General features: G+C 62.7%; 27 protein-coding genes. 16 read left to right on the top strand and 11 right to left on the bottom strand.

Annotation, left to right across the window (positions count from 1 at the left end; translation table 11 throughout):
* Nucleotides 1-169 precede the first annotated feature (169 nt).
* From dusA to BUA42_RS08725, 4 genes are all read left to right on the top strand, one after another.
* Nucleotides 170-1,177 (top strand): tRNA dihydrouridine(20/20a) synthase DusA, encoded by a 1,008-nt coding sequence (gene dusA, locus BUA42_RS08740; RefSeq protein ID WP_072777298.1) that lies wholly within the window; start codon nucleotides 170-172, stop codon nucleotides 1,175-1,177.
* A gap of 118 nt (nucleotides 1,178-1,295) precedes the next feature.
* On the top strand, nucleotides 1,296-1,958 hold the full coding sequence (locus BUA42_RS08735; protein ID WP_245818977.1) for a phytanoyl-CoA dioxygenase family protein: 663 nt from the start codon (nucleotides 1,296-1,298) through the stop codon (nucleotides 1,956-1,958).
* 164 nt (nucleotides 1,959-2,122) lie between these two features.
* Nucleotides 2,123-3,211, top strand: a complete 1,089-nt coding sequence (locus BUA42_RS08730) for a calcium-binding protein (RefSeq protein ID WP_072777296.1) — start codon at nucleotides 2,123-2,125, stop codon at nucleotides 3,209-3,211.
* A 112-nt stretch (nucleotides 3,212-3,323) separates the two neighbouring features.
* Nucleotides 3,324-3,776: a hypothetical protein gene (locus BUA42_RS08725; protein WP_072777295.1), complete on the top strand. Its 453-nt coding sequence runs from the start codon at nucleotides 3,324-3,326 to the stop codon at nucleotides 3,774-3,776.
* 72 nt (nucleotides 3,777-3,848) lie between these two features.
* On the opposite strand, the gene BUA42_RS08720 is transcribed toward BUA42_RS08725, so the two are convergent.
* From BUA42_RS08720 to ccmI, 3 genes are read right to left on the bottom strand one after another with little or no spacing between them, the layout of a single operon-like run.
* Nucleotides 3,849-4,079: a DUF1289 domain-containing protein gene (locus BUA42_RS08720; protein WP_072777294.1), complete on the bottom strand. Its 231-nt coding sequence runs from the start codon at nucleotides 4,077-4,079 to the stop codon at nucleotides 3,849-3,851.
* Nucleotides 4,080-4,083: 4 nt separating this feature from the next.
* Nucleotides 4,084-4,557, bottom strand: coding sequence for a Holliday junction resolvase RuvX (ruvX, locus tag BUA42_RS08715; protein ID WP_072777293.1), 474 nt, complete (start codon nucleotides 4,555-4,557; stop codon nucleotides 4,084-4,086).
* A gap of 3 nt (nucleotides 4,558-4,560) precedes the next feature.
* Nucleotides 4,561-5,790: a c-type cytochrome biogenesis protein CcmI gene (ccmI, locus tag BUA42_RS08710; protein ID WP_072777292.1), complete on the bottom strand. Its 1,230-nt coding sequence runs from the start codon at nucleotides 5,788-5,790 to the stop codon at nucleotides 4,561-4,563.
* Between the two features lie 185 nt (nucleotides 5,791-5,975).
* Here ccmI and BUA42_RS08705 point away from each other — a divergent pair, with 185 nt between their 5' ends.
* The 5 genes from BUA42_RS08705 (at nucleotide 5,976) to BUA42_RS08685 (ending at nucleotide 12,078) form a co-directional block, all read left to right on the top strand.
* Nucleotides 5,976-7,220 (top strand): sarcosine oxidase subunit beta family protein, encoded by a 1,245-nt coding sequence (locus BUA42_RS08705; RefSeq protein WP_072777291.1) that lies wholly within the window; start codon nucleotides 5,976-5,978, stop codon nucleotides 7,218-7,220.
* A 148-nt stretch (nucleotides 7,221-7,368) separates the two neighbouring features.
* A complete protein-coding gene (locus BUA42_RS08700) occupies nucleotides 7,369-7,698 on the top strand; it encodes a sarcosine oxidase subunit delta (RefSeq protein WP_072777290.1) in 330 nt (109 codons plus the stop codon).
* Between the two features lie 68 nt (nucleotides 7,699-7,766).
* Complete coding sequence (locus tag BUA42_RS08695; RefSeq protein ID WP_072777289.1) at nucleotides 7,767-10,784, top strand: sarcosine oxidase subunit alpha family protein; 3,018 nt, start codon at nucleotides 7,767-7,769, stop codon at nucleotides 10,782-10,784.
* A complete protein-coding gene (locus BUA42_RS08690; RefSeq protein WP_072777288.1) occupies nucleotides 10,777-11,349 on the top strand; it encodes a sarcosine oxidase subunit gamma in 573 nt (190 codons plus the stop codon). Before BUA42_RS08695 ends, BUA42_RS08690 begins: the two co-directional genes overlap by 8 nt.
* Before the next feature lie 120 nt (nucleotides 11,350-11,469).
* Nucleotides 11,470-12,078, top strand: coding sequence for a superoxide dismutase (locus BUA42_RS08685; protein ID WP_072777287.1), 609 nt, complete (start codon nucleotides 11,470-11,472; stop codon nucleotides 12,076-12,078).
* A 72-nt stretch (nucleotides 12,079-12,150) separates the two neighbouring features.
* Here the strand turns inward: BUA42_RS08685 and BUA42_RS08680 are convergent, their stop codons facing one another.
* Nucleotides 12,151-12,660 (bottom strand): hydrolase, encoded by a 510-nt coding sequence (locus BUA42_RS08680; protein WP_072777501.1) that lies wholly within the window; start codon nucleotides 12,658-12,660, stop codon nucleotides 12,151-12,153.
* Nucleotides 12,661-12,840: 180 nt separating this feature from the next.
* Here BUA42_RS08680 and rarD point away from each other — a divergent pair, with 180 nt between their 5' ends.
* Nucleotides 12,841-13,791: an EamA family transporter RarD gene (rarD, locus tag BUA42_RS08675; protein ID WP_072777286.1), complete on the top strand. Its 951-nt coding sequence runs from the start codon at nucleotides 12,841-12,843 to the stop codon at nucleotides 13,789-13,791.
* On the opposite strand, the gene BUA42_RS08670 is transcribed toward rarD, so the two are convergent.
* Entirely contained in the window at nucleotides 13,698-14,249 is a 552-nt protein-coding gene (locus tag BUA42_RS08670) for an LOG family protein (RefSeq protein WP_072777500.1), read from the bottom strand. The genes rarD and BUA42_RS08670 overlap by 94 nt on opposite strands.
* Before the next feature lie 112 nt (nucleotides 14,250-14,361).
* Here BUA42_RS08670 and BUA42_RS08665 point away from each other — a divergent pair, with 112 nt between their 5' ends.
* The 3 genes from BUA42_RS08665 (at nucleotide 14,362) to BUA42_RS20940 (ending at nucleotide 17,066) form a co-directional block, all read left to right on the top strand.
* Complete coding sequence (locus BUA42_RS08665) at nucleotides 14,362-15,795, top strand: LysM peptidoglycan-binding domain-containing protein (RefSeq protein WP_072777285.1); 1,434 nt, start codon at nucleotides 14,362-14,364, stop codon at nucleotides 15,793-15,795.
* A gap of 168 nt (nucleotides 15,796-15,963) precedes the next feature.
* A complete protein-coding gene (locus BUA42_RS08660; protein WP_072777284.1) occupies nucleotides 15,964-16,548 on the top strand; it encodes an HNH endonuclease in 585 nt (194 codons plus the stop codon).
* Between the two features lie 68 nt (nucleotides 16,549-16,616).
* Nucleotides 16,617-17,066 carry a hypothetical protein gene (locus BUA42_RS20940; RefSeq protein ID WP_143152648.1) on the top strand — a complete coding sequence of 150 codons (450 nt, stop codon included), beginning with the start codon at nucleotides 16,617-16,619 and terminating at the stop codon, nucleotides 17,064-17,066.
* 382 nt (nucleotides 17,067-17,448) lie between these two features.
* Here BUA42_RS20940 and eda read toward each other — a convergent pair whose 3' ends face one another.
* Nucleotides 17,449-18,093, bottom strand: a complete 645-nt coding sequence (gene eda / locus BUA42_RS08655) for a bifunctional 4-hydroxy-2-oxoglutarate aldolase/2-dehydro-3-deoxy-phosphogluconate aldolase (protein WP_072777283.1) — start codon at nucleotides 18,091-18,093, stop codon at nucleotides 17,449-17,451.
* Between the two features lie 42 nt (nucleotides 18,094-18,135).
* Nucleotides 18,136-19,947 carry a phosphogluconate dehydratase gene (edd, locus tag BUA42_RS08650; protein WP_072777282.1) on the bottom strand — a complete coding sequence of 604 codons (1,812 nt, stop codon included), beginning with the start codon at nucleotides 19,945-19,947 and terminating at the stop codon, nucleotides 18,136-18,138.
* Nucleotides 19,948-20,145: 198 nt separating this feature from the next.
* Here edd and BUA42_RS08645 point away from each other — a divergent pair, with 198 nt between their 5' ends.
* From BUA42_RS08645 to BUA42_RS08635, 3 genes are read left to right on the top strand one after another with little or no spacing between them, the layout of a single operon-like run.
* Nucleotides 20,146-20,784, top strand: coding sequence for a DUF6778 family protein (locus tag BUA42_RS08645; RefSeq protein WP_072777281.1), 639 nt, complete (start codon nucleotides 20,146-20,148; stop codon nucleotides 20,782-20,784).
* A 55-nt stretch (nucleotides 20,785-20,839) separates the two neighbouring features.
* A complete protein-coding gene (locus tag BUA42_RS08640; protein WP_072777280.1) occupies nucleotides 20,840-22,036 on the top strand; it encodes an RSP_2647 family RNA methyltransferase in 1,197 nt (398 codons plus the stop codon).
* Nucleotides 22,033-22,578 (top strand): RSP_2648 family PIN domain-containing protein, encoded by a 546-nt coding sequence (locus tag BUA42_RS08635; RefSeq protein WP_072777279.1) that lies wholly within the window; start codon nucleotides 22,033-22,035, stop codon nucleotides 22,576-22,578. The genes BUA42_RS08640 and BUA42_RS08635 overlap by 4 nt, the downstream gene beginning before the upstream one ends.
* A 49-nt stretch (nucleotides 22,579-22,627) precedes the next feature.
* Here the strand turns inward: BUA42_RS08635 and BUA42_RS08630 are convergent, their stop codons facing one another.
* The 4 genes from BUA42_RS08630 to BUA42_RS08615 all read right to left on the bottom strand — a co-directional run bounded on the left by BUA42_RS08630 (nucleotide 22,628) and on the right by BUA42_RS08615 (nucleotide 26,077).
* Nucleotides 22,628-23,809 (bottom strand): LysM peptidoglycan-binding domain-containing M23 family metallopeptidase, encoded by a 1,182-nt coding sequence (locus BUA42_RS08630; protein ID WP_072777499.1) that lies wholly within the window; start codon nucleotides 23,807-23,809, stop codon nucleotides 22,628-22,630.
* Between the two features lie 61 nt (nucleotides 23,810-23,870).
* A complete protein-coding gene (locus BUA42_RS08625; protein ID WP_072777278.1) occupies nucleotides 23,871-24,512 on the bottom strand; it encodes a protein-L-isoaspartate(D-aspartate) O-methyltransferase in 642 nt (213 codons plus the stop codon).
* The gene (surE, locus tag BUA42_RS08620; protein ID WP_072777498.1) at nucleotides 24,512-25,300 is read right to left on the bottom strand and encodes a 5'/3'-nucleotidase SurE; all 789 of its coding nucleotides are present in this window, start codon (nucleotides 25,298-25,300) and stop codon (nucleotides 24,512-24,514) included. The genes BUA42_RS08625 and surE overlap by 1 nt, the downstream gene beginning before the upstream one ends.
* Nucleotides 25,301-25,420: 120 nt before the next feature.
* Entirely contained in the window at nucleotides 25,421-26,077 is a 657-nt protein-coding gene (locus BUA42_RS08615; RefSeq protein WP_072777497.1) for an SDR family oxidoreductase, read from the bottom strand.
* Nucleotides 26,078-26,123 lie beyond the last annotated feature (46 nt).

The raw sequence follows: 26,123 nt of genomic DNA, 5'->3' as shown, positions 1-26,123 counted from the left end.
ACGGGCAGACCCGCCAAGTTAACCACTACCTTTGCTCCTCTTCAGACCACGCGCAATCTCCGCCGTTCGCTTGTCTTTGCGCGGGGCAGGGTGGCAGATCATCTTTCGTGTGCGTATGGTGTGCGCCAAGGTTCCGTCCTAGTGCTGGCGGACCCGAGGAGACCGTTGAATGCCCTTGAACGCAGCCACCGAGGGGGCGCGCCTGGCCGTTGCCCCTATGATGGACTGGACCGATCGCCATTGCCGGTACTTTCACCGGCAGATCAGTCGACAGGCTTTGCTCTACACCGAGATGGTGACGGCACCTGCCTTGGTGCGGGGTGGGGCGGTGCATTTGTTGGAGTTCGATGCGGATGAACATCCTGTCGCGCTGCAGCTCGGTGGGTCTGATCCCAGCGAACTGGCAGAGGCGGCGCGGTTGGGGGCGACGGCGGGGTATGACGAGATCAATCTCAACGTGGGGTGTCCGTCCGACCGGGTGCAATCCGGCACATTCGGTGCGGTACTCATGAAGACGCCCGCCCTCGTGGCGGACTGTGTGGCGGCGATGAAGGCCGCTGTGGACGTGCCGGTGACTGTGAAGTGCCGGATCGGTGTCGATGACCAGCTGGTCGAGGAAACACTGCCCGCGTTCATCCGGCAGGTCGCGGACGCCGGCTGCGACTACCTCATCATCCACGCGCGCAAAGCGTGGCTGCAGGGTCTGTCGCCGAAGGAGAACAGGGATATCCCACCGCTGGATTACGATCTTGTCCTGAGGATGAAATCGGAGTTTCCGCGCCTTGGCATGTCGATCAACGGTGGGCTCGAGACATTGGCACAGGCCGAAGATCTGCTGGCGCGCGGGATGGACGGTGTCATGATCGGGCGCGCCGCATACCATCACCCTTGGGAGGTTCTCGCCGAAGTGGATGAGCGCGTTTTTGGAATGAAACGAGCCTCTCACACGCGTTATGACGTGCTTGACGCGATGCGTTCCTATATCGATGCGCATCTTCAGCGGGGCGGCAAGCTGCACCAGATCACGCGGCACATGCTGGGTCTGTTTGCCGGGCAACCGGGGGCACGGGCATGGCGGCGCGTGTTGTCGGAACACGCGACCCGCCCGGGTGCGGATTTCGGCCTGATCGAGCGCGCGCTGGAGGCCATGCAGATCCCGGACCGGATTGCCGGATGAGCGTATGGTGACGGGCTGGCCCGCTCGCGGCTATGTCCGGTTTCCCTGGCACCCCGAGACCTTCCGATGGGCGCAGGCCGCGCGGCGCCGGGCTGTTCTGGTTTCTCAGGACTCAGCGATGCAGACCCGGTGGCTTCAATGCGAAGGCACTTGGTTTGTGGGTGTGGATGCCTTGCCCACCGACGCCACGGGCGCTGTTGACGGCGTTCCGCTCGCGGGACCTTTGGTGGATAGGATCGGTCCGCGTGACGACCTGCATCCTGCACAGCTGTCGATCATCTATCCCGGATATCCGCGCCCGCGCGCCGGGGAAAGCGACGCGGCCTTCCGCTATCGTCGCAACCGCGATGCGGCGCACATGGATGGCGTTCTTGCCGAGGGCGCTCCCAAACGCCGCTTCCTGCGCGAGCGGCATGATTGGATCCTTGGGCTTGCCCTGACCGAAACAACACCGGGTGCCAGCCCGCTTGTGGTCTGGGAGGGGAGCCACGTCGTTTTGCAGTCGGCATTCCAGACCGCGCTGGCCCGTTTGCCCGAGGAGGTTTGGGCGGACACGGATGTGACCGACATCTACACCGAGGCGCGAAACACTGTGTTCCAGATCTGCAAACGCGTTGCACTGTTTACACGACCGGGGGAAGCGGTTCTACTCAATCCGTTTCTGCTCCACGGCGTCGCTCCGTGGCAGCCCGCGAGCCATGCCGGACGGCACGGCCGCATGATCGCTTATCTGCGCCCGGAATCGCCTGAGTCGGGGCAAATCTGGATGTGGCAGAAATAAGGCACCGTCACATTCCGAAATGGCATATGCAACAATGCATCGCATTTTCTAGAAACTGTCTCGCGAACGCGGACAATGCCATGAAAATTGTCGATTTTCTTATGAGTTGATTGCGCACGAAAGGTATTTTGAATTGAATTTGTTTCGATCAGGAAAACCGCGTTATGGAACTCGCCGCACTTATTGGCCTTGCCATCCTCGGCACCAGCCTTGGTATTTGGGACACGTCCGACGATGATGATGACAGCGATGGTGATATCGCCTCCGGCGGATCTGACGGTGGTGACGGCGGTTCAGACGGCGATCCAGGAGTAGGCTCCGGTGGCAATTCCGATGACTTCGTCACGGTCGACGATGTGATCTTTGGCACCGATGGGCCTGACAACATCGTCGGCACAAGCGGTATTGATACGATCGTTGGCGCAGATGGCGATGACACGATCGAAGGAGCGGCTGGAAACGACATCGTCGACGGTCAGCTGGGAGACGATAGCGTGCGCGGTGGGTCGGGCGATGACCAAGTCTTCGGCAGCGACGGAAATGACACTCTGAACGGTAATTCGGGGAACGACCTTGTCGCCGGGGGTAATGGCGACGACGAAGTCTCGGGCAGCGAAGGTGATGACCAGGTTTTCGGTGACGCGGGTGATGACACGCTCGATGGGTTCGATGGCAATGACCAATTGGTGGGCGGCGACGGTGCGGATGACATCAGTGGTGGCGCCGGATCCGACACCGCCTTCGGTGGGGACGGCAATGACAGCATCCTAGGCGGTGATGATTCCGACGTCCTGATCGGCGAAGCCGGAGAGGACACGCTGGATGGCGATTCAGGAAACGACCAGCTTGTCGGCATCTGGGACGGCGATGAGGATGATTTCATCAACTCCTCCGACCTGAACGATCCCGATTTGCTCCTCGGCGGTGACGGAAACGACGAGATCCAGATGGGAACCGGTGATACCGCCTTCGGCGAAGGCGGAACTGATACGTTCATGACCGGCACATGGGTTGATCCGTCAAACGCGCCCGTGATTTTTGACTTAGAAAGCGATGAGCTGATTATGGTTGCGGTGCCAACTGGCACATCCGCAATCACCGACATCACGCTTGCAACGGATGGTGACAGCGGTGAAACTCTTGTTCAGGCCAATGGCCAAACGGTTGCAATCGTTTCCAGCGCTACTTCTGTGTCGCTGGATCAGGTCTTCCTCGTGGAAAGTGGCGCAATCCTTGCGTCTGTCGCCGCCTGATGAAAGCGGCGGAACGAATGGAGTTTGTTGGCGTCGATCGAGTGCTGTCTCGCAAGGCGCCCGTAGTCAGTGACGACTGCCGCGATGTTCGCGGTTCAAAATGGGGGATGAAATGAGAATTGTATTGTTGATATTTGCTTTGGTGGCGTCGCCTGCCTTTGCAATCGGAGATCTGCCTGACAAGCCGACCGTAGAGAAGCCAAACATTGAAAAACCGGAAAAACCGACGACGCCTAAGACGCCGGAGCCTCCCGAGAAAACTGATGAGGAACCCAATCGCCCGAATCCCAAGGTCGTGGTCACAAAACCCAAACCCAAGCACCCAGGACTGAGATGCTTCGATGACAACGGCGTGCGCAAGGTGAGCTTCACCAAGAACGTCGATCCGGAGTTCTACAAAATGGGTCGGAAATTCTGCGCCAAGGTGCCTTACGAGATCGAAGAGGTGTCGGTCCACTGTGTGCAGAACAACGGTACATACCAGGTCCAGATGTCCAAGAAGCTGCCGCACAAGGCCGTCTACAAGGCCAAGCGGTTCTGCATCTGCGTCTTCGGTCTGGATTGATCCGACCGTCTGAACACGAACAACCCGGAGCGCGATGCGCTTCGGGTGTTTCTTATTCTAAACCGAATGTGTTCAGCGCTTGAGCCGAGCAGCGCGCCCGCCGCGACGCACGCGATGTTCGCCGGCTCGACCCGGCAGTTCTGCCATGACGGCACGACGCGCGTCAGGTGACATCTTGGACCACGCGCCGATCTCGTCGATCGTACGCAGACAGCCGGTGCACAGACGGCTTTCGGGATGCACCACGCAGATCTTCACACAGGGGCTTTCGATCTCGTCCCGGCTCCAGATGTCGTCTTTCATATGCTCAGTCAGCCTCAATATGGCGCAGGCGATCCAGCGCTCCTTGCAGGATATAGGACGCGGCGACGTGATCGATCACCTCTGCGCGACGCTTTCGGGTCGTATCCGCCTCCAACAGTGCTCTTTCTGCCGCAACGGTGGACAGCCGTTCGTCCCAGAATGTCACAGGACCGTCCCATACCGCATTGAAATTGCGGGCGAACGCACGGGTCGACTGACAGCGCGGCCCTTCGCTGCCATCCATGTTGCGCGGTAGGCCCAGAACCAGTCCCGCAATGTCGCGCGCGGTGAGAATCGCCACAAGCGCCTCGGCATCCTGACCGAACTTGCGCCGCTTGATCGTCTCCAGTGGCGTGGCCACGCTGCGCATCCCGTCGGACACCGCGACACCGATGGTTTTTGTGCCCAGATCGATCCCCGCAATCGCGCGCATCCGCGGCAAGGCGGCGGCGAAGTCAGAGATGTCGTCAAAGATCACGGATCAAAGCACCAGCCCGGCCGCCCGCGCGCCCTCACGCACGATCTCGAGCGCGTCCGGGTTCTCCGCGAACACTTCCTGCGCGTTGTTCCAGACGGCAATCGCCTGTCCCTGATCGCCCAGTACCGCAAGCGAAGTAATCAGCCGCGCCCAATCCTCCGGCGGTCCGCCTTCTGTTGCCAGACGGTCCGACAGCTGGGCGACCATGCCGCGGATCATCTCCTGCCGCTCTTCCGGCGTCATCTCTCCGGCCGCTTCCACATCGTCGGCGGTCGGGCCGGGCAGGGCGGCGGCCCGAGGCACCTGGTAGTCGGACACGCCCGCGCGGAAGGCCATGTCCTCGATCTGCGCAAGGATCGGCGGCATCCACGCCGCGTCGGCCGGGCTTTGTCGCACCAACTGGTCCCACAGACGGAAGGCGATATCAGGCCGCCCGGTCTGCGCCATCATCAGCCCCATGTAGTATCGCGCCACCCCGTTCTGAGGATCGCGCGCAAGGGCCGCCTCCAGAACGCGCTCTGCCTCGGGCGAGACATAGCCTCCGGCGGCCAAAACCATCATGTCGGCCAGGTCCGCATAATCCGACGCTGTGGAGCTATCTCCCTTGATCGACAATACGCGCTCTTGCGCCTCGTAGGCGGCCACATAGTTCCCCATCGCGGCTTCCGACCGTGCCAGCAGGATATGACCCTGCAGGTCATTCGGTCGCTCGGCCACTGCGCCGCGCAGGCGCTGGACCAGATCGCCGTATTCCGGCTGCACATCCGGGTTGGCGACTTCGGGGATTTGCGCCTCGGCCTCTTCCTGCAACGGGCGGTTCTCCCGCGCCAGTTGCGCCATCTCCATACGTGATGACAGACCCAGATCGCCGTATCCCGGTGCGCCCAGCTGACCGTAGAGCCAGAACGACCCGCCCACGACCAGCGCCGCCACCAGCATCGCCACCGCGCCACCCAGCGTCTTTGGCTGATCGCCCCCGGCACCGGTGGCCTGAACCTTGGCATCCGCAGAAAGGATGCGCCGCGAAATCTCGGTCCGCAGCCGCTCGGCATCCTCGTCCGAGATCACCCCACGCGCCAGATCGCGGTCCACTTCGGTCAGCTGATCACGGTAGACCTGCACGTCGAACGCTTCCGCCGGGCCGGTGTTGCGCTGCCCGCGCAAGAGCGCCAGCACCAGCAGGCCCGCCATCGCCACGGCCAACCCCACGGTCGCGATCCAGAAGAAGGTCATGATGCGCGTCGTCCTCTTGTTGTTCCCCGGGATGTATAGCCGCAGGCCGCTTGAAAAAAGGGCAAAACCCCGTGACAAAGCGCCATGTCGCAAAAACGGGGAAACATGACGCTCAGAGTATCCGCCCGCCGGCCACTTCGGGCCACATACACCCTGAGGTCACCCCAAGCTTTGAGTCGTGCCACATGAAACGCTATTCCGCCTTTGCCGTTGCCCGCGAAGCCGTCCGCTACCACAGCGGTTGGGAGCGCGCGTGGCGCAAGGTCGAACCGAAAAAGCGCTACGATGTGATTATCGTCGGCGCGGGGGGCCACGGCCTCGCCACCGCCTATTATCTTGGCAAGAACTTCGGCATCACCAATGTCGCGGTGATCGAGAAGGGCTGGCTCGGCGGCGGAAACACCGGCCGCAACACGACGATCATCCGCTCGAACTACCTGCAGGACCCGTCCGCGGCGATCTACGAAAAGGCGCGCTCCCTCTACGAGACGCTGTCACAGGACCTCAACTACAACATCATGTTCAGCCCCCGTGGCGTGATGATGCTGGCCCAGACCGAACACGAGATTCGCGGCTACCGCCGCACCGCGCATGCCAACCGCCTGCAAGGGGTCGACACCCAGTTCATCGGCCCGGCCCGCGTGAAAGAGCTCTGCCCGATCATCGAGCTCAAGGGCCCGCGCTATCCGGTCCTCGGCGCGCTCTGGCAACCGCGCGGCGGCACCGCGCGCCATGATGCGGTCGCCTGGGGCTACGCCCGAGCCTGCTCCGACATGGGCATGGACATCATCCAGAAATGCGAAGTCACCGCCGTGCGCCAGTCGGGCGGCAAGGTCACCGGCGTGACCACCACCAAGGGCGACATCGACTGCGACAAGCTCGGCATTGTCGTCGCGGGCCATTCCGGCGTGCTTGCCGAGATGGCTGGCTTCCGCCTGCCCATCGAATCCGTCGCTCTTCAGGCGCTGGTGTCCGAGCCGATCAAACCGGTGATGGACGTGGTCGTCATGGCCAACACGGTGCACGGCTACATGAGCCAATCCGACAAGGGCGAAATGGTCATCGGCGGGGGCGCGGACGGCTACAACAACTATACCCAGCGCGGGTCCTTCCACCATGTGGAGGAAACCGTCCGCGCGCTCATCGAGACCTTCCCGATGATCTCCCGCCTCAAGATGCTCCGCTGGTGGGGCGGCATCGTCGACATGACCGGCGACCGCTCGCCCATCCTGTCAAAGACGCCGCTGGAGAACTGCTTCATCAACTGCGGCTGGGGCACCGGTGGCTTCAAGGCGATCCCCGGTTCCGGCTGGGGCATGGCGGAACTCGTGGCCAAGGGCCACTCGCCCCTGACCGCCGAATTCGGCCTCAACCGCTTCCGCGAGGGGCGGTTCATCGATGAGAGCGTCGCTGCGGGGGTGGCGCACTGATGGATCTTCAGAAGAACCTCCGCCCGGCGGCACGCCGGGCAGCGCCCGACCGCCCCCATGGGCGGGCGCTTCGCACCCACCCGCGGCCGGGCTCTGCCCTTTGGTCTGCAGCTTACCAGATGCACAAGTCCAATTCGGAGTCCGCAAAATGCTCCTCCTAACCTGCCCCTATTGCGGCGTCGACGCCGAGGAAACCGAGCTGCACGCAGGCGGCGAAGCGCATCTCAAACGCTTCGGACCCGGCGCGTCGGACGAGGACTTCACCGCCTACCTTTTCCACCGCGAAAACCCCAAAGGCGTGCATTTCGAACGCTGGCGGCACGCCAATGGCTGTGGCAAGTGGTTCCACGCGGCGCGGTGTACGAACACGCTCGAAGTCTTCGGCACCTACAAAGCACAAACCACCGAGCCGCCGAAAGACCTCCTCGACACCATCCGTGCAAAGCGCCCCGGCTTCCGCTGGAGAGACCTCGCATGACCCTTCATCTTGCCAAGAAAACTCCCGCCGGAGGCACCGACGCCTTCGCCAGCGCCAAGGCCTGACCCATGAGCACCCGCCTTCCCACACAGGGCCGCCTGATCAACCGCGACCGCGATGTCGCCTTCACGTTCAATGGCACACGCCTGACCGGCCACGACGGCGACACGCTCGCCTCGGCGCTGCTCGCCAATGGTCAGACCCTGATGGGTCGCAGCTTCAAATACCACCGCCCGCGTGGCGTGGTGGCGAGCGGGTCGGAAGAGCCCAACGCGCTGGTGAACCTTGGTGAGGGCGACACCCTCGAACCCAACCAGCGCGCCACCACGACCGAGATCTTCCACGGGCTGAAAGCCACCAGCCAGAACCATTGGCCGTCGCTCGACTACGATATCGGCGCGGTGAACACGCTGCTCGCACGCTTTCTGCCCGCGGGCTTCTACTACAAGATGTTCATCCACCCGCGCCCGTTCTGGAAATACGTCTACGAACCGTTCATCCGCAAATCTGCAGGCTTGGGAAAGGCGCCCGCCGCCGAGGCGCGCGACCCCGATCGTTACGAGCATTTCTACGCCTTCACGGACGTGCTGGTGATCGGCGGCGGCGTGGCCGGTCTGCAAGCCGCGTTGAGCGCAGCGCAGAGCGGCGCGAAGGTGCTGCTGCTGGAACAGACCCCGCATTGGGGCGGCCGCACGCCGGTTGACGGCGGCACCATCGATGGCAAGGACGCGGAGACCTGGATCGCCGAGACGGTCGCGGCGCTCGACGCCATGCCCAACGTCACCCTGCGCAGCCGTACGGTGGGGGCAGGGGTCTATGACCACGGCTACGTTCTGGGCTACGAGCGCCTCACCGACCACGCGCCCGAGGACAGAGGCCCGCGTCACCGCCTCTGGCGCATCCGCGCGGCACAAGTCATCACCGCCACCGGCGCAATCGAACGCCCGCTGAGCTTCGCCGGCAACGACATCCCCGGCGTGATGCTGGCCGCTGCCATGCGCGACTACGTGGTCAATTACGCGATCAACCCCGGCGACCGCACCGTCATTGTCACCAACAACGACGACGCCTACCGCACCGCCATCGCCCTGCACGAGGCGGGATTGAAAGTCCCTGCCATCCTCGACGCCCGTCCCAACGGCGGCGGCGCGCTGATGGAGGAGGCCAAGGCGCTGGGGCTGACGGTCAAGACCGGTGCGGCCATCGCCAAGGTCAAGGGTCACAAGGCCGTCCATTCCGTCCTCGTCACCCAGCAGGACAGCGACGGGTCCGAAACCACCGAGATCTTCTGTGATGCCGTCGCCATGTCGGGTGGCTGGTCGCCCGTGGTGCATCTCTGGTCCCATTGCGGCGGCAAGCTCACGTGGGACGCGACGCAAGCCGCCTTCCGGCCGGACCACGACAAGGCCCCGACCAGCCACGACGGGCAACCCTTCGTGATCCCGGCTGGCAGTGCCGATGGCGAAATGAACCTGAGCGCCATCCTGCAAAACGCTGCAAAGGCTGGACAAACCGCTGCTACCCGCACCGGTGCTGATAAGAGCAGCGATGCCGCGCCAACGGCCGAAGCACCGGATGAAGCGCCGCTTGCGCCGGTCTGGATGATGCCCGCAAACGCGCCGCTTAAGTTGCGCGCGAAGGCGTGGCTCGACTACCAGAACGACGTGAAGGTCTCCGACGTCCAGCTTGCCGCGCAGGAAGGCTTCGAAAGCGTCGAACATACCAAGCGCTATACGACGCTCGGTATGGCCACAGATCAGGGAAAGCTCAGCAACATCAACGGCCTTGCGACCCTTGCGAATGCATTGGGCGAAGATATCCCGCAGGTCGGTACGACGACCTTCCGCCCCCCCTATACGCCGATCTCCATGGGCGCCATCGCCGGCGAAGCGCGGGGTGACATCTTCCAACCGATCCGCAAGACCCCGATGCACGACTGGCATGACGCCAACGGCGCGCATTGGGAACCGGTCGGGCACTGGCGCCGCCCCTATGCGTTCCCGCGTAAGGGCGAGAGTGTAAAGGACGCCGTCAATCGTGAGGTGCTCGCCACCCGCAACAGCCTCGGCCTGCTCGACGCCTCCACGCTGGGCAAGATCATCGTCAAGGGCCCCGACGCGGGCCGCTTCCTCGACATGCTCTACACCAACATGATGAGCACGCTGAAACCGGGCAATTGCCGCTACGGGTTGATGTGCACCGAAAACGGTTTTCTCGCCGATGACGGCGTCGTCGCGCGGATCGATGAGGACACGTTCCTCTGCCACACCACCACCGGCGGGGCGGACCGCATTCATGCGCATATGGAGGAATGGCTGCAGACCGAATGGTGGGACTGGAAAGTCTGGACGGTGAACGCGACCGAGCAATTCGCGCAGGTTGCCGTTGTTGGACCGAACGCCCGTAACCTGTTGGAAAAGCTGGGCGGCATGGACGTGTCGAAAGACGCGCTTGGCTTCATGGAATGGAAAGACGGTGACCTTGCAGGCGTCCCGGCGCGCGTCTATCGCATCTCCTTCTCGGGCGAACTGAGCTACGAGATCGCCGTCCCAGCCAATTTGGGCCGGGCGTTCTGGGATAAACTCCTTGAAGCCGGAAAGGAGTGGGACATCACTCCATACGGCACCGAGGCGCTGCACATCATGCGAGCCGAGAAGGGCTTCATCATGATCGGCGATGAGACCGACGGCACCGTGATTCCGCAGGACCTTGGCCTCGACTGGGCCATATCGAAAAAGAAAGACGACTATATCGGCAAGCGCGCGCAGGCTCGCAGCCACATGACCGATCCAGACCGCTGGAAGCTCGTGGGGCTGGAAACGCTCGACGGTTCGGTTCTGAAAGACGGGGCCTACGCCATCGCCGGTGGCACCAATGCCAACGGACAGACCAACACCGAAGGCCGTGTCACCTCGACCTATTACAGCCCGACGCTGCAGAAGGGGATCGCGATGGGTCTCGTGTTGAACGGCCCCGACCGGATGGGCGAGGTCATCACATTCACCGATGGCGGCGACGATACGAAGACCGCGCGCATCGTCAGCCCGGTCTTCTATGACCCGGACGGGGAGAAGCAGAATGTCTGACGTACATCTGGCGCTGGGCGGCGCAAGCTTTGACGGGCTGGTGAAAATCACGGAACTGCCGGGGCAGGGTATGGTGACCTTGCGTGGCGATCTGGCGGACAAGACCATCGTCCAGGCGGTCCAGCACGCGTTCGGTGTGGCTTTGCCGGGCGTGCGGGAGACCGCCTTCGACGGTGAAAACGGTGCGCTCTGGATGTCACCGGACGAGGCCCTGTTGTTATGCCCCTACGCCGAAGCCGAAGATCGGGTCAGTGCGCTGACGGGCCATCTGCAAGGCGCGCACGCGCTGGCCGTCAATGTCTCTGACGCGCGTAGTGTGTTCGAACTGAAGGGGCGCATGCTGCGCGAAGTGATCGCAAAACTGGCACCAGTCGACATGTCGCCCGACGCGTTCGGACCAGGCATGGTCCGTCGCACCCGCATGGCACAGGTCGCCGCCGCTTTCTGGATGGACGATGCCAGCACGGCGCGGGTCGTGTGTTTTCGGTCGGTTGCGGGCTACATGTTCGACATTCTCAGCAACGCGGCTGAAGAGGCTTCCGCCGTGAACTATTTCGTGCGCTGACGCGTTGAGCGGTCATTGGAACGGATTATTCCCGGTTTGGCAAAGCAGTGGCCTTGACCTCTGTGGTCTGCCACATCAGGTATGCCTGTACAAAGTGACGCACCAATAAGGGGACCCCACATGGCTTTCGAACTTCCTGATCTGCCGTACGCGCATGACGCGCTGGCAAGCAAGGGCATGTCCAAAGAGACGCTCGAGTACCACCACGATCTGCACCACAAGGCCTATGTCGATAACGGCAACAAGCTGATCGACGGCACCGAATGGGCCGACAAGTCGATGGAAGAGATCATCAAGGGCACCTACGACCCGAACGCTGTCGCGCAGAGTGGAATCTTCAACAACATCAGCCAGTTGTGGAACCACAACCAGTTCTGGGAAATGATGGGTCCTGGCGACAACAAGATGCCGGGTGAACTCGAAAGCCGCCTCACCGATGCGTTCGGCTCGGTCGACAAGTTCAAAGACGAATTCAGCGCCGCAGGCGCGGGCCAGTTCGGCTCTGGCTGGGCGTGGCTCGTGGTCGACACCGATGGATCGCTCAAGGTCACCAAGACCGAAAACGGCGTGAACCCGGTCTGCTTTGACCAGACAGCGCTTCTGGGCTGCGACGTGTGGGAGCACTCCTACTACATCGATTTCCGCAACAAGCGCCCGGCCTACCTGGCCAACTTCCTCGACAACCTGGTCAACTGGGAAAACGTGGCAGAGCGCCTGTCGAACGCCTGACACCGCTCAAAATCATGAGCTTCAGAACCCCGTCGGATGATATGTCCGGCGGGGTTTTTCTTTGCGCGGGCGTTAACTCAGACGTGCGATCCCGACGACATAGTTCTTGCCATAGGCTTTCACGCATTTGGGGCAGGTGGTGTAGAAGAAATACACCTCATCACTGGCGCTGCCGTGCTCCTTGGCCAGTGCCTGCATGTCCACATGCCAGTCTTTGGCTTCACGATAGGGTCCTTCGAAGACCTTTGTGATGAATTCACCGCTCAGCCGGACCATCTCTTCGCCGGGCAGCGGTTCGGACACCGCGAACAGGTGTTCGCCCGTCCACGGGGACAGGTCCCGGCTCAGGACAAGCATGTTGTCGTTGTCCCAACCGCCATTCGCCTCGATCTTTTCCTGAACGCGGGTAAAGACCTTCCCCATATTTACCGGGATATGCATCACGGCCTTGGTGGTGGCACGGGCAAAGAGTTTGTCCCTGAATTCAAGCCGCCGACCGTCCCAGCCTTCGGGATTGAACTTCGGACAACACCCGGTTGTGTTTTCGCTGTCATCGAAATGCGGAACTGTGTTGGTCTGCATCATCCCCTCCATCATTGATGCCACGGAATTGTACCGCGCCCATCGCGGAGACGCGTTGTGATAGATCAATTCAGGGGTTTTCGGGCTACTCCGCCTGCCAGTGGCACCAGCGCGATGGCCGTCACACGCTCCTTGCAGGGCGCGTGACGGGGCGATACTTCCGGTGGGGAAGGAGCCCACATGACCGACACGCGCAAAGGCGTTCTGGCACTGATCGCCGCCTGCACCATCTGGGGGCTGTCACCGCTTTTCTACAAAGCGCTCAGCGATGTGCCACCGCTGGAGGTTCTGGCGCACCGAACCTTGTGGTCGCTGGTCTTCTTCGCGGGTGTCCTCATCCTGCAGGGGCGTCTCTCCGCATTGTTTGCGGCGGTAACGGACGGGCGATCATGGCGCATCGTGATCCTGGCGTCGATGATGATCTCTGTGAACTGGTTCCTCTTCATCTGGTCGATCCAAGTCGGCCGCGCCACCGAGTCCTCGATGGGGTATTACATCTTCCCATTGGTGGCGGTGCTGATCGGGCGGTTGGTGCTTGGCGAAACGCTCAGCCGTGCGCAATGGGTGGCCGTGTCCCTTGCGGCTGGGGCCGTTCTGATGCTGACCATCGGTCTGCAGGTGCTGCCATGGATATCGCTGGTGCTGGCGACCACCTTTGGTGTCTACGGGCTCGTGAAGAAGCGGCTGGATATGGGGCCGGTGGTGTCGGTGACCGCCGAAGTTCTGATCCTGACGCCCTTGGCGGTGGCGTGGCTCATCCACCTCCACACCGGCGCGGGCGGGGCGTTCGGTGGGGACCTCGCGCACTCTGCTTTGCTCATCGCGTCTGGCCCGATGACGGCGCTGCCGCTCATCCTGTTTTCCTACGGCGCGCGGCGGCTGGCGATGTCGACGGTGGGCATCGTGCAGTACATCAACCCGACGCTGCAATTCATCTGTGCCGTGGCCATCTTCGGAGAGCCGTTCGGGACGGTCCACCTTGCGGCCTTCGCCCTCATCTGGGCGGCGCTGGCGATTTATTCCACCAGTGCGATCCGTCAGGACAAGGCGCGGCGCAAGGCCTCCATCGTCTCGGATGTGGAGCCTGTGGTCGACACGAAATCGAGCAGCGAGGCATCGGCAAAGCCGTGATCCACCACATGGTCGAGCAGGGTGGTCAAAGGATCCCAGTAGCCTTCGACGCTCAACAGAAAGATCGGTTTCGCGTGGAGACCGAGCTGGCGCCAGGTGAGCACTTCGAAAAACTCGTCTAGGGATCCGGCCCCGCCGGGAAGCACGACAATGGCGTCGGCATTCATCAGCATGACCTTTTTGCGCTCGTGCATGGTTTCGGTGACGATGAAACGTGTCAGGTCGCGCTTGCCGACTTCCCACTCGAGCAGGTGCGTCGGGATCACCCCGAACGTGTCGCCGCCCGCCTCTTGCGCCGCACGGGCGGTGAGACCCATCAGCCCGACGTCCCCGGCACCGTAGACCAGCCGCCAGCCTTCCTCGGCAATGGCCCGTCCTAGGGCATCTGCCTCTCGGGCATAGGCCGGTCGGTCTCCGGCGCGTGAGCCACAATAGACACAGATCGATTTCGTTGACATGAGCGCGGTCCGGTGCAAGGGGATGTGAGTTGCCTCGTGATAACGGTGTTGGTAGATACGCTCAACTGCGGGACGGGCGGTTGGCGCATGTTCTGCAAGCATTTGGGGACTGATGAGCAAGTTTGCTTTGACCAAGGGACCGTCCGGTCTGGTTCTGGGCGGCGCAGCCGCGGTGGGTGCCATTGTGTTGGCACTGTATGTCAGCGGGTCGCTCTTTCCATCTTCTGAACCCGAGACGTCTGAACCGGTCGTTGAGGCCCAGCCCGCGCCGGTGACAACCGAGACGGTTCAAGCAGAGCCGGTCGCGCCGCCCGAGACGGATGATGCCGTGGCGGCCGTTTCGCCAGAGGTCGCAGAGGCACCTAGGGAACAGACAGTCGAAGCGACCCCGGATACTGCGCAGGATGCCGTTTCGGACGAACGGATCGACACCGCCGACGTGGCAACCCCCGAACCGCCCGATGCGCCTGCAACCGTTGCACCGACATTCGACATCGTCCGCGTCGCGCCGGATGGACAGACGCTTGTCGCAGGGTCGGCGCCCGGATCGCGGGATGTGCAGATCCTGATCGACGGGGCAGAGGCCGGTCGGACCGTGGTCGACGGTTCTGGCAAGTTCGTTGCGTTTCTCGACCTTCCGCGCAGCACCGCGCCGCGTGTCGTGACGCTCTTGGCCGAGGGGTCTGGCGGACCGGTGGAGGGTATGGATCAGGTGATCCTCGCCCCATCGGTAGAGGTCGCCGAAGCGCCTGAGCCGGCGCCGGTTCAAAGTGATGGCGCCATCGATCAAGTCGCGGTGGCGACACAGGCAGAAGTGGCCTCTGGCGCGCCGCAACCAGATCAGGTCTCGACAACCACGGAAGAGGTGGGTGCGGTCGAACCGGTCGTGACCGCGGAGGCACCTGCGATGGTTGTGACGGAAGAGACCGTCGCAGCCGAGACAGAACAGACGGCTGAGGCCGCGGTCGAAACCGCACTGGCGGAAGCGCCGTCCGAACCTGCAACCGCGCCGACCGTGATCCTGTCCACCGAAGACGGAGTTGAAGTGCTGCAAGCGGCAGGGCCGACACCGGACGTGCTGGACCGGATTGCGCTTGACGCCATCACCTATGAGGACGCGGGTGCAGTTGCCCTTTCGGGACGCGGTGCAGCGGATGAATTTGTGCGGGTGTACCTGGACAACCAGCCGGTGCTGACAACCGAGATCGCCGAGGATGGCCGCTGGCGCGCCGACCTGCCGGATGTGGACAGCGGCACCTATACGTTACGCGTCGACGCCGTGGATGCCGAAGGCACCGTGACCTCGCGCATCGAAAGCCCGTTTCGCCGGGAGGACCCGGTCGTGCTTGCGCTGGCGTCCGCCGCGCAAGAGACGCAAGCCATCCTGCGCGTTGTCACCGTTCAGCCGGGCAACACGCTCTGGGCGATTGCCCGCGACCGGTATGGCGAAGGCCCGGCCTATGTGAAGGTCTTCGAGGCCAACCGAGACCGCATCCGCAATCCGGACCTGATCTACCCGGGGCAGGTCTTTTCGATTCCGGACTGATCCGACCGTCACCTGCCTGTGATAAAGACATCGTAACACTGCGACATATACTGCATATTGCGGGGGTTGCCCGTCAGGATCCGCGATATATAGTATAGGCAGATGATCGGGACGGGGCTCCCGTCCTGACGCTGGAACAGGCAGACAGGGCAAGGGACGAGTCCACCGATGGATGGCACTTTCAGAACGGCTTTTGTACGCGAACCGGGCGCGTTGCGTCATCACCCGGCGCTTGTGCTGAACGCGGATTACAGACCGCTCAGTTATTACCCCCTGTCGCTCTGGTCCTGGCAGGATGCGGTCAAGGCGGCCTTCCTCGACAGGGTGGATATCGTCGCCGAATATGACGAGGTTGTCCGAAGCCCGTCGATGACGCTCCGAATACCGAGCGTGGTGGTGCTGAAAGACTACGTCAAACCGCAAAAGCGCGTGGCCTTCACGCGCTTTAATCTTTTCTTGAGGGACGAATTTCGCTGCCAGTATTGCGGCGCGAAGGGCGATCTGACCTTCGACCACGTCGTGCCGCGCGCCTCGGGCGGGATCACCTCGTGGGAGAACGTGGTCGCGGCCTGTGCGCCCTGCAATCTGAAGAAAGGCTCGAAAAGCCTGCGCCAGGTCGGATTTTCGCTGCGCAAACCGCCCCGGCAACCGGGCGCGCAGGAATTGCTGAACATGGGTCGCAAGTTCCCGCCCAACTATCTGCATGATAGCTGGATGGATTTCCTTTATTGGGACGCCGAATTGCAGGCGTGAGTCGACGGGGCTGACTGTCCGATAAGCGGACTTTTCTGCCGTTCGCGAAACAGAGGCAAAACTGGTCTTTGTTAAATGACAGCCACATTGGGCTTGAAAATATGCTTCAAAATAGTTGGCTCTCGGATGTCATTGTACTGAATGAAAGCAGTAACTTCGACCAACCAGGAGACGTAGATATCTTTCGAAATGCAGAGGAAATGTGCGACTATCTTGAGCATTGGTTTGTAGAGGAAAATCTCGGATTTGCTCTTTCGGGACTTGGCCTTCTAGTCGAACTACGTACGGATGGCCGAAAGGTTTTCGCGACCATTGCTGATGAGAAACCAGCAAAACCAGAAACACTAAGGCAATGGCTTGTCGCGGCGGCTTCTTCCATTCATGACGTCAGAAAGCACAAGGCGTCTCAAAAAGGATGGCATCCATTCCGGTCGCCAACGCATCTCGGATTGGCTGAAAGAAACGGCGTGTTGCCGCAATCCATTGAAGGCCTCATCGCTTATATCAGTATGAAGTAAATTGGGCTCCGACCAGACATTCGCATCGGATGTGCTCGCCTAAGGGTACGCTTGCTCGGTTTGAAGCAAGGTGTGGTGCGGTGGTGTTGGCGCAGGCCGTTGTCAGACATGCTATGATTGAAAAATAAGGTGACGTCACCTCAAGTTGGGTGGACATCCTCTCCCCCATGCAGAGCCTGTCGCAGGGCTCCGAACCTGCAACCACCGAAGCGGGCCTGTTGAGACGCGTCTCTCATGGTCTGAACGCGCAATGCGTCCGCAGAGAGAAGGGTGTCACTTGGGGTGCTTCATCGACAGACGGAGCGGGTATCGGATCCAATGGCGGGGTTTGTCTGCCAGACGTGTTAAGCTTTCCGATACGCACCGCGCGGTGGGGGGGGCCTTACACCGCCAGTTGCGAGGCCTCACGTGCCAGCTCTTCGATGCCGGTCCAGTCGCCCTTCGCGATCAGGTCTTTCGGGGCCACCCAGCTGCCGCCAGCGCACAGCGTGTTGGAGAGGCTCAGGTACTCCGGCGCGTTTTTCAGAGACACGCCACCTGTCGGGCAAAACCGCACCTGCGGGATCGGCGCGCCGATGGCCTTGAGTGCTGCGGCCCCGCCATTGGCCTCTGCCGGGAAGAATTTCTGCACCGTGTACCCGCGTTCGAGCAGCGCCATCGCCTCGGACGCCGTGGCCGACCCGGGCAGAAGCGGCAGATCCGCCGCCTCACACGCGTCGAGTATCCGGTCGGTGGCGCCCGGCGATACGCCGAACCGCGCGCCTGCGGCGACGGCATCGGTCACATCCTTTGGTGTGAGAAGGGTGCCCGCACCAACCACGCCACCTTCCACCTGTGCCATCTCGCGGATCACATCCAGCGCGGCCTTCGTGCGCAACGTGACTTCAAGGACCGGCAATCCCCCCGCCACGAGGGCTTCGGCCAGCGGGCGGGCAATCGCTGCATCCTCCACGACGAGGACCGGAATGATCGGCGCCAGGCGGCAGAGTTTCTCGGTCTCGATACTGGCTTGGGAGGCGGTAATCATATGTCTTTCCAGTCTTCTATATCAGTCTCTTGATGTGATGCCTTAAACAACGACACCCGCACCGGTCTCGGCCATTCCAACCGTCTTGCGGAAAGCAGCGAACAGTTCGCGGCCAACGCCGTGGCCATTTCCGCTGAGATCGGCCTGCACGGGGTCGCGTTGATCGAAGTCCTCGGCGAGGCAATCGATTTGACCGCTCACAGCATCCACCCGGACAATGTCGCCGTCACGCACCCGCGCCAAGGGACCACCGTGCGCGGCTTCGGGGCTGACATGGATGGCTGAGGGCACCTTGCCCGATGCGCCGGACATGCGCCCGTCCGTGACAAGCGCCACCTTCAAGCCGCGATCCTGCAGCACTGCCAGCGTCGGGGTGAGGCTGTGCAGTTCCGGCATCCCGTTCGAACTCGGGCCCTGAAAGCGCACGACAACGACGGTGTCTTCGGTGAATTCCCCATTCTTGAAGGCGGTTTTCACGTCTTCCTGATCGTGGAACACGCGCGCCTTTGCCTCGATCACGTGTCGTTCGGGCGCGACGGCGGAGGTCTTCATCATGCCCTTGCCGAGATTGCCCTCAAGTTGCTTCAACCCGCCTGTCGGCTGGAACGGGTCGCTGGCCGGGCGGAGGATCTTGGCGTTCTGCGTCTCGCCCGCGCCGGGTCCATAGACCACGCGGCCGTCCTGTACCTTGGGTTCCTGAGAGTAGAGCGACAGGCCATCGCCCCCGACCGTTTTCACGTCCTCATGCAAGAGGCCCGCCTTCAGCAACTCGCCGATCATGAACCCGAGGCCCCCCGCAGCGTGGAAGTGATTCACATCGGCCAGACCGTTCGGATAGACCTTGGCCATGAGCGGCGTGACCGACGAGATGTCGTCGAAGTCTTCGAGCCGCAATTCCACACCCGAGGCTCGCGCCATTGCGGGCAGGTGCAGGACGAGGTTGGTCGACCCGCCCGTCGCCATCAGCCCAACGATCCCGTTCACAAACGCGCGCTCGTCGAGGATATCGCATACCGGGCGGTAATCGTTGCCGAGCTGCGTGATCTCCAGCGCGCGTTCGGTGGCAGCAACCGTCAGCGCCTCGCGCAGCGGTGTGCCCGGGTTCACGAATGACGCGCCGGGCAGGTGCAGGCCCATGAACTCCATCAGCATCTGGTTGGAATTTGCCGTTCCGTAGAAGGTGCAGGTGCCGGGAGAGTGGTACGAGGCCATCTCCGCCTCCATGAGCTTGTCGCGGCCCACTTCACCGGCGGCAAACTGTTGGCGGACCTTGGCTTTTTCGTCATTTGGCAGGCCAGACGGCATCGGACCGGCGGGCACGAAAAGGCCGGGCAGGTAGCCGAATGTGCCTGCGGCGATGATCAGGCCCGGCACGATCTTGTCGCAGACACCGAGATACAGCGCGGAGTCGAACGTATTATGGCTGAGCGCCACACCCGCCGCCAGGGCGATCACATCGCGGGAGAAGAGAGACAGTTCCATCCCGACCTGGCCTTGCGTGACGCCGTCGCACATGGCGGGAACACCGCCCGCGACCTGCGCCGTTCCGCCCGCCGCGCGCGCCGTGGTTCGGATGATGTCGGGATATGTCTCGAACGGCTGGTGCGCGGAGAGCATGTCGTTATACGCGGTCACAATCCCGATGTTCGGGCTGCGTTCGGTAGCGAGCTTGTTCTGGTCCTGCCCCATGGCCGCGTATGCGTGCGCCTGGTTGCCGCAGCTCAGATGTGCGCGGCGGGGGCCTTCGGCGGCGGCCTGGCGCATCCGGTCCAGATACCGGCCGCGCGATGCCTCCGAGCGTTCCTGGACCCGCTCGGTCACCCGTTTGATCGTATCGTTCAAAGCCTGTGCCATATCGCCTCCGCGCGGTTTCGTCGGTGGATTTACCGGTGATGTAGTCAAGTTAGCGCTAACAGTAAAGGGCCGACGCTTATCCCGGTTCCGAGCGCATTTTCCGCAAATTGTACCGGTTTCGCCAAGATGCGGCCTCATAGCCCTGCCATACCGCCTGTCGAGGAAAACCGAGCAAGCGCCCCGCAAAGGAGCCACCCCGTGAAACAGATCATCAAACCGATTCTTGCCCTGTGCCTGGCCGCCGTGCTGACAGCCTGTGGCAATTCAAATTTCGCCAGCCGCGCGGCGATGCCGGACGATACGATGCTGGGCAACTCCGTCCCCGACGTCCGGATCGAGAGCTTTACCGTGTCTGTGCCCAACAGCCTGACCGTCAACGAACGCAACCTCTATTACCCCGTCGGCGACATCGTCTGGCGCGGTGACCCGCGTGGGGATCGGCGACAGCAGGTGAAGGCCATCTTCGAAACGGGCGTCCGCGCGGCTGCGCAACTGGTCGAGGGCAATCGCCCGGTGCGGATGGATGTGCAGGTGACGCGCTTCCATGCGTTGTCGGAAAAGGCGCGCTACATCACCGGCGGCGTGCATGACATCGATTTCAAGTACCGTCTGATAGACACCGAAACCGGTCTTCAGATCGGTGAGACAAAAGATGTGAACGCGGATCTCGAAGCCCTGGCCGGACGTCGCGCCATCGACGCCGAACAGCAGGGTCTGACGCAGAAATCCCGCATCACGGCGCATCTCGCGGAGGTCATCCAGACCGAACTGTCGGTGCCGGGCGGCTACAAGAACCGGGATCTGGGCATTTTGCAGGTGATCAATCAAATCCGCTGACACGACCGACGACAAACGGTTTTCCCTTTGGAGCGAGGGGCGTATAGGGGACGGTATGACACCGTCCCCTTTTCCCGTAATCCGGCTGAAGCCGAAAACCAAACCGCAGGCCATTCGCCGCGGCTATCCATGGGTCTTTGCCAACGAGGTGGTCACCGATCGGCGCACTCGGTCGCTTGAGCCGGGCAGCATTGCCATCCTCGAAGACGCCGAACGCGCACCCTTGGCCATCGTCGGCGTGAACCCCGACTCAAAGATCATCGGGCGGGTGCTTGACGCGCCGGATGGCGGTCCAATCGATCAGGCCTGGTTTGTGCAGCGCTTTCGCAAGGCATTGTCCCTGCGCGAGCGCCTGTTCCCGACCCCGTTCTACAGGTTGATCCACGCAGAGGCCGATGGCCTGCCCGGCGTCATCATCGACCGTTTTGGCGATATCGCCGTGGTGCAACCGAACGCCGCCTGGGCGGATCGGCTGTTGCCCGAGATGACGGCGGCGCTGGCCGAGGTCACAGGCGTGACCACGATCCTCAAGAATTCGGGCGGTCGCGGACGGTCTCTCGAAGGCCTCGACGATGCCGATGCCACGCTGTTGGGAGACGCGCCAACCGCGCCGATCCCGGTCGAGATGAACGGTGCGATCTACATGGCCGATCTGATCGGTGGCCAGAAGACGGGCCTGTTCTATGACCAGCGTCCGAACCACGCGTTTGCGGCGCGCCTTGCGCACGGCGCGCGTGTGCTTGACGTCTTCTCGCATGTCGGCGGGTTTGGACTTGCTGCGCTTGCGGCGGGAGCCACGCAGGTGCACTGCATTGATGGCTCTGAAAGCGCGCTCGATCTGGCCCGCGCCGGGGCCGGGCGGATGAACATGGACGCGGCACTGACCACGCAGCGCGCGGATGCGTTTGCGGCCCTGGCAGAGCTTGGCGACGCTGCGGAACGCTTCGATGTCGTCGTATGCGATCCTCCGGCTTTCGCGCCCTCGCAGAAGGCACGTGAGGCCGGGTTGCGGGCCTATGAACGGGTGGCACGTCTGGCCGCACCGCTGGTGTCCGAAGACGGCTATCTGGTGCTGTGCTCCTGTTCTCATGCCGCGGACCTCTCGGCCTTCACTGGTGCGTGTCTGCGCGGGATCGGGCGGGCCGGGCGGCGGGCGCAACTGATCCATACCGGGCAGGCCGGACCGGATCATCCGCTCCTGCCGCAACTGGCAGAGTCGGGCTACCTCAAGGCCCTGTTCTTCCGCTTGTGAAGGTCCTGTTGGATACAAACGTGCTGTACCCCACGGTCATGCGCGAGGTGCTTCTCGGTGTGGCCAAGGCAGGGCTGTTCGAACCGCTTTGGTCAGGGCGCATCCTCGAGGAATGGCGCCGTGCGGCGGTGAAGCTCGGGTCCGAAGGCGAGGCGCAGGCCGCGGCAGAGATTGCCATGGTATCGGCGGCATGGCCGAAGGCCGAGGTTGCGGTGCCATCGGGGCTGCTGGACCGGCTGTGGCTGCCGGACGTGCATGACGTCCACGTGCTCGCGGCGGCGATTGCGGGAAACGCCGATCTGATCGTCACGATGAATGCCAAGGACTTCCCGCGCGGTATTCTGGCGGAGGAGGGGCTGTCCCGGTCGGATCCCGACGGCTTTCTGATCGGACTTTTTGCGGCGCAGCCCGAAACGGTGACATCCGTGATCGACGCCGTGCATGCAGAAGCCGAACGGTTGTCGGGCGAAGAGTGGGACCGACGGAAGTTGTTGAAAAAAGCCCGGCTTCCCCGGCTCGGGAAAAAAATTACTGGGCGCTGACAAGATTATTCGTACGAATAATCTTTGACCTCTGAAGAAAAAATTAAAGTCAGCGCAGGTAGTCCATTGGATCGACGCTGTCGAAGCCCTTGCGCACCTCGAAATGGACGCGCGGCGGATCGAAATCCGCAACCTTGGCGATGGTCTGGCCGCGGCTCACCGCATCGCCCTTGGACACCGAGATGCCGTCGACATGCGTGTAAACCGTCAAAAGATTGTCCGGATGGCGCACGACAAGGATGTTGATGCCATCGGTATTCGTGGTGATCGCCGCGACCTGACCGCTTGCGGCGGCCTTCACACTGGTGCCGACCGACGCGCCGATATCGATGCCATCGTTCCGGCCCTTCGCGTATTCGCGGATGATGCTGCCCTGCACCGGAAAGCTCATCGCCGCGTTCGACGCGCTGGCAGCGGTTTGCGCCCCGACGTCGGCCACCGGTTCTTCCGGCTCGGCTTCGGCCTGTGACGCAGGTGCGGGCGACTCGTCCGGGAGAGGTTGAGACGCCGATGGCGGTTGCGGCGTGGGAGAGCCTGTGCCCGGCGCGGTCGGACCCGTACTGCGGGGCGGGGCCGCTGTGGCGACCGGGATCAGCAGGAACTGCCCCTCGCGCAGGGAGAAATCACTGTCGAGCCCGTTCCACTCGGCCAGAGACCGGACGGACACGTTATAAAGACGGGCAATGGTGAACGCCGTCTCGCCGCGTTTGACCTTGTGGCGTACCGGTTCGTTGCCCGTCTGCGGCGCGGGTTGGCGCGCGGGTGTTGGGGCGGAGCGTTCGATGGCGTCGCTGGCAAGCGTTGTGATGTCCACCTCAGAGGGCGGACGGATCGGACCCGTCGCAACGGCACCCGTCGCCGGGGATGGTTCCGCCACGCGGCGGGGCAGGGCGATGATCTCGCCTGCGCGCAGGACATCACCGGTCTGAATGCCGTTGAAGCGCGCCAGTTCTTCGGCCGGTAGACCGACCCGGCGCGCCAGCGCGCCCAGCGTGTCACCCCGTCGCGCCACGGCCACCTGATAATTGGGATATGAGATCACACCGCGATCGTCCGGATCGGGACGCTGCGCCGTGGCAGCACGGGCGGCGTCGGCCGTATTGAACCCGCCGTTCATGATGCCCCGCATATCCAGGTCGAGCGGTTCGGAACAGGCGGTCAGAAGCGCGAGCGCTGACAGGCCCGTGCCAAGTCGGAACGCGGATCGGCGGAAGAGCGGGTTGAAAGCCATGTCGATATCCTCAAATGCGCCGGTTGTTCCCCCGGTCGTCATACCTCTTACTATGCCCGCATTATGCGTCGCGAGCCACCCCTTCGATCAGTGGCACAAAGCGAACCGGGCGCAATTCGTCATATTCAAGCCCGTCGGGCGTTCGCCGCACCCGGATGAGGTGTTGCACGGTGTCGGACTGGCCCACGGGCAAGACCATGATACCGCCCACCTTCAGCTGCGCCAAGAGAGGGCCGGGCGGGTCCTCGGCGGCGGCGGTCACAAGAATGCGATCAAACGGGGCCTGGTCGGGAAGGCCGAAACTGCCATCGGCGGTAAAGGCGGTGACGTTGGTGAGGCCCAGATCGTCAAACACCTCGCGCGCCTCCCGGACAAGCCGCTGATGCCGGTCCACAGTGTAGACGCGGCGCGCCAGCTGGCTCAGGATCGCGGCCTGGTAGCCCGATCCGGTACCCACCTCGAGCACGGTGTCACGCGGTGTAACCTCGAGCGCCTGCGTCATCAGGCCGACCACCGATGGCTGGCTGATCGTCTGCCCGCAGGCAATCGGAAGAGGCATGTCCTCATAGGCGCGTTCGGCGAAATACCCCTTAATAAACGGTGCGCGGTCGATCTTTTCCATCGCGGTGAGCACAGAGTTGTTCGTCACGCCACGGGACCGCAGCGCATAGAGGAACTGCATCTTGCGTTCCGCGTCGTCCATCAGCCGAAGGCGTCCTGAAGGCGGGCAAGGTGATCCTCGGCGGTGAGGTCCGCGCGCATGGGTGTCACGCTGATATATCCGGCTAGGTTCTCGTGCGCGTCGCTGCCCGGTGCCGTTGGCGCACGCTGATCGCCGCCCTTGATCCAAAGGAAGCGGCGACCCGAGGGTGAGTTGTGCGGCTCCACCGAAAAACGCGTACCTTGCCGGATGCCCTGCGGCGTGATCCGTGTGCCTTTGACCACGGCGGCGGGAACGGGCGGGAAGTTCACATTGTAGAAGAGCCGGTAGCCTGACTGATCCTTCGGGTCATGGGCAAGAATCCGCCGGACAACCTCGGCCCCGTGCACAAGCGCCGCTTCGAACGGGTCTTCGGCGTGCAGATTGTCGGGTCCGTAATACTGCGACAGCGCAATCGCCGGGATGCCCTGCAGCGCGGCTTCCATCGCACCACCCAGTGTGCCGGAATAGAGCGCGTTCTCAGCCGAATTGTTGCCGCGGTTCACGCCCGACAGCACCAGATCCGGCGGGTTGCCCACCATCACGTCATGCAGACCCGCAAGGACGCAATCCGCCGGGCTGCCTTCAGCGGCATAGCGGTTTTCGCCGCGCATCTGGCTGACCATCATGGGGTGGGTGTAGCTGATGCAATGGCCGACGCCGGATTGCTCGAACGCGGGAGCGACCGTCCAGACCTCTCCGGTTTCTCCGGCGAGCTCTTTGGCGATGTCGAACAACACCTTCAGCCCCGGTGCGTTGATCCCGTCGTCATTGGTGATGAGTATGCGCATCGGCTCTGCCCCTGTTTTGATCTGCATAGGCGAAGGTCCCGCGTGCGGCAAGCTTCCGCCGGTGCGTGCGGCGTTTCCGTTGACGGAAACGGACGGATGCGTCACCGCATCCCGTTGAGGTTAGTCCGACAGGATTTCCGGAAGAAGGCGGGCCGCTTCGTCCTTCGGAGAGGCAAGCGGCGCCCGGTCTTCGCCGGGAAAAAACCGGGCTCGCAAGGCCGTTGCCATCGGTTTCGGTGACAGGATCCGCACCTTCGGCCCGGTGCTTTCCGTCTCGGCCTGCCAAGACCGCACCAGCGCCATTTGCGCGGCTTTGGTTGTGCCGTAATGTCCGAAAAACTTCTCGCCTGCATGCCCATCGTCAAAGAACGCGGCCACGCCATCGGGCTTCAACAGTGCCGACACATAAGGGATCAAATGGGACATGGCGTCGAGGTTGATCGACAGCGACTTTTTCCAATCCTTCGGGTCCATATGGCTCGCCGGCGTCAGGGGCGCGGCGTGGATGGAGGTATGGACCCAGAGCGCAATCTGGCCCCAGCGGTCATGAGTCGACCGGCAGAGCTGGGCCATTGCATCCGCGTTCGTGACGTCCATCGGGGCGAGCGTCGCGCTGCCGCCATGGGCCTGAATGCGGTCGTCCAGATCCTCCAGCCCGCCCACCGTTCGCGCGACGGCGACAACGTGATGGGTAGGGGCCAAGGCTTCAGCCAGGGCAAATCCGAGACCACGCGAGGCACCGGTGACAAGAGCGATGGGGCGAGATGTGTCTGTCATGGCGCTCCACATGCCTTTTTGGCGCAGCCACCGCAAGGGGCTCGTG

The organism is Marivita hallyeonensis (genome assembly GCF_900129875.1).
Classification (GTDB): domain Bacteria; phylum Pseudomonadota; class Alphaproteobacteria; order Rhodobacterales; family Rhodobacteraceae; genus Marivita; species Marivita hallyeonensis.
The sequence above is the reverse complement of the archived record's forward strand: the minus strand, read 5'-3'. Positions and strand labels throughout refer to the sequence as shown.

Excerpts from the sequence above, each read along its gene's own strand:
- BUA42_RS08690 (WP_072777288.1), top strand. The coding sequence starts at position 10,777 with ATGTCTGACGTACATCTGGCGCTGGGCGGCGCAAGCTTTGACGGGCTG.
- BUA42_RS08665 (WP_072777285.1), top strand. The coding sequence starts at position 14,362 with ATGAGCAAGTTTGCTTTGACCAAGGGACCGTCCGGTCTGGTTCTGGGC.
- BUA42_RS08640 (WP_072777280.1), top strand. The coding sequence starts at position 20,840 with ATGACACCGTCCCCTTTTCCCGTAATCCGGCTGAAGCCGAAAACCAAA.
- BUA42_RS08670 (WP_072777500.1), bottom strand. The coding sequence starts at position 14,249 with ATGTCAACGAAATCGATCTGTGTCTATTGTGGCTCACGCGCCGGAGAC.
- surE (WP_072777498.1), bottom strand. The coding sequence starts at position 25,300 with ATGCGCATACTCATCACCAATGACGACGGGATCAACGCACCGGGGCTG.
- dusA (WP_072777298.1), top strand. The coding sequence starts at position 170 with ATGCCCTTGAACGCAGCCACCGAGGGGGCGCGCCTGGCCGTTGCCCCT.
- BUA42_RS08660 (WP_072777284.1), top strand. The coding sequence starts at position 15,964 with ATGGATGGCACTTTCAGAACGGCTTTTGTACGCGAACCGGGCGCGTTG.
- BUA42_RS08700 (WP_072777290.1), top strand. The coding sequence starts at position 7,369 with ATGCTCCTCCTAACCTGCCCCTATTGCGGCGTCGACGCCGAGGAAACC.
- BUA42_RS08725 (WP_072777295.1), top strand. The coding sequence starts at position 3,324 with ATGAGAATTGTATTGTTGATATTTGCTTTGGTGGCGTCGCCTGCCTTT.
- BUA42_RS08630 (WP_072777499.1), bottom strand. The coding sequence starts at position 23,809 with ATGGCTTTCAACCCGCTCTTCCGCCGATCCGCGTTCCGACTTGGCACG.
- BUA42_RS08625 (WP_072777278.1), bottom strand. The coding sequence starts at position 24,512 with ATGGACGACGCGGAACGCAAGATGCAGTTCCTCTATGCGCTGCGGTCC.
- ccmI (WP_072777292.1), bottom strand. The coding sequence starts at position 5,790 with ATGACCTTCTTCTGGATCGCGACCGTGGGGTTGGCCGTGGCGATGGCG.
- edd (WP_072777282.1), bottom strand. The coding sequence starts at position 19,947 with ATGGCACAGGCTTTGAACGATACGATCAAACGGGTGACCGAGCGGGTC.
- BUA42_RS08720 (WP_072777294.1), bottom strand. The coding sequence starts at position 4,079 with ATGAAAGACGACATCTGGAGCCGGGACGAGATCGAAAGCCCCTGTGTG.
- BUA42_RS08735 (WP_245818977.1), top strand. The coding sequence starts at position 1,296 with ATGCAGACCCGGTGGCTTCAATGCGAAGGCACTTGGTTTGTGGGTGTG.
- BUA42_RS08685 (WP_072777287.1), top strand. The coding sequence starts at position 11,470 with ATGGCTTTCGAACTTCCTGATCTGCCGTACGCGCATGACGCGCTGGCA.
- BUA42_RS08730 (WP_072777296.1), top strand. The coding sequence starts at position 2,123 with ATGGAACTCGCCGCACTTATTGGCCTTGCCATCCTCGGCACCAGCCTT.
- BUA42_RS08695 (WP_072777289.1), top strand. The coding sequence starts at position 7,767 with ATGAGCACCCGCCTTCCCACACAGGGCCGCCTGATCAACCGCGACCGC.
- BUA42_RS08680 (WP_072777501.1), bottom strand. The coding sequence starts at position 12,660 with ATGCAGACCAACACAGTTCCGCATTTCGATGACAGCGAAAACACAACC.
- rarD (WP_072777286.1), top strand. The coding sequence starts at position 12,841 with ATGACCGACACGCGCAAAGGCGTTCTGGCACTGATCGCCGCCTGCACC.
- BUA42_RS08705 (WP_072777291.1), top strand. The coding sequence starts at position 5,976 with ATGAAACGCTATTCCGCCTTTGCCGTTGCCCGCGAAGCCGTCCGCTAC.
- BUA42_RS08615 (WP_072777497.1), bottom strand. The coding sequence starts at position 26,077 with ATGACAGACACATCTCGCCCCATCGCTCTTGTCACCGGTGCCTCGCGT.
- eda (WP_072777283.1), bottom strand. The coding sequence starts at position 18,093 with ATGATTACCGCCTCCCAAGCCAGTATCGAGACCGAGAAACTCTGCCGC.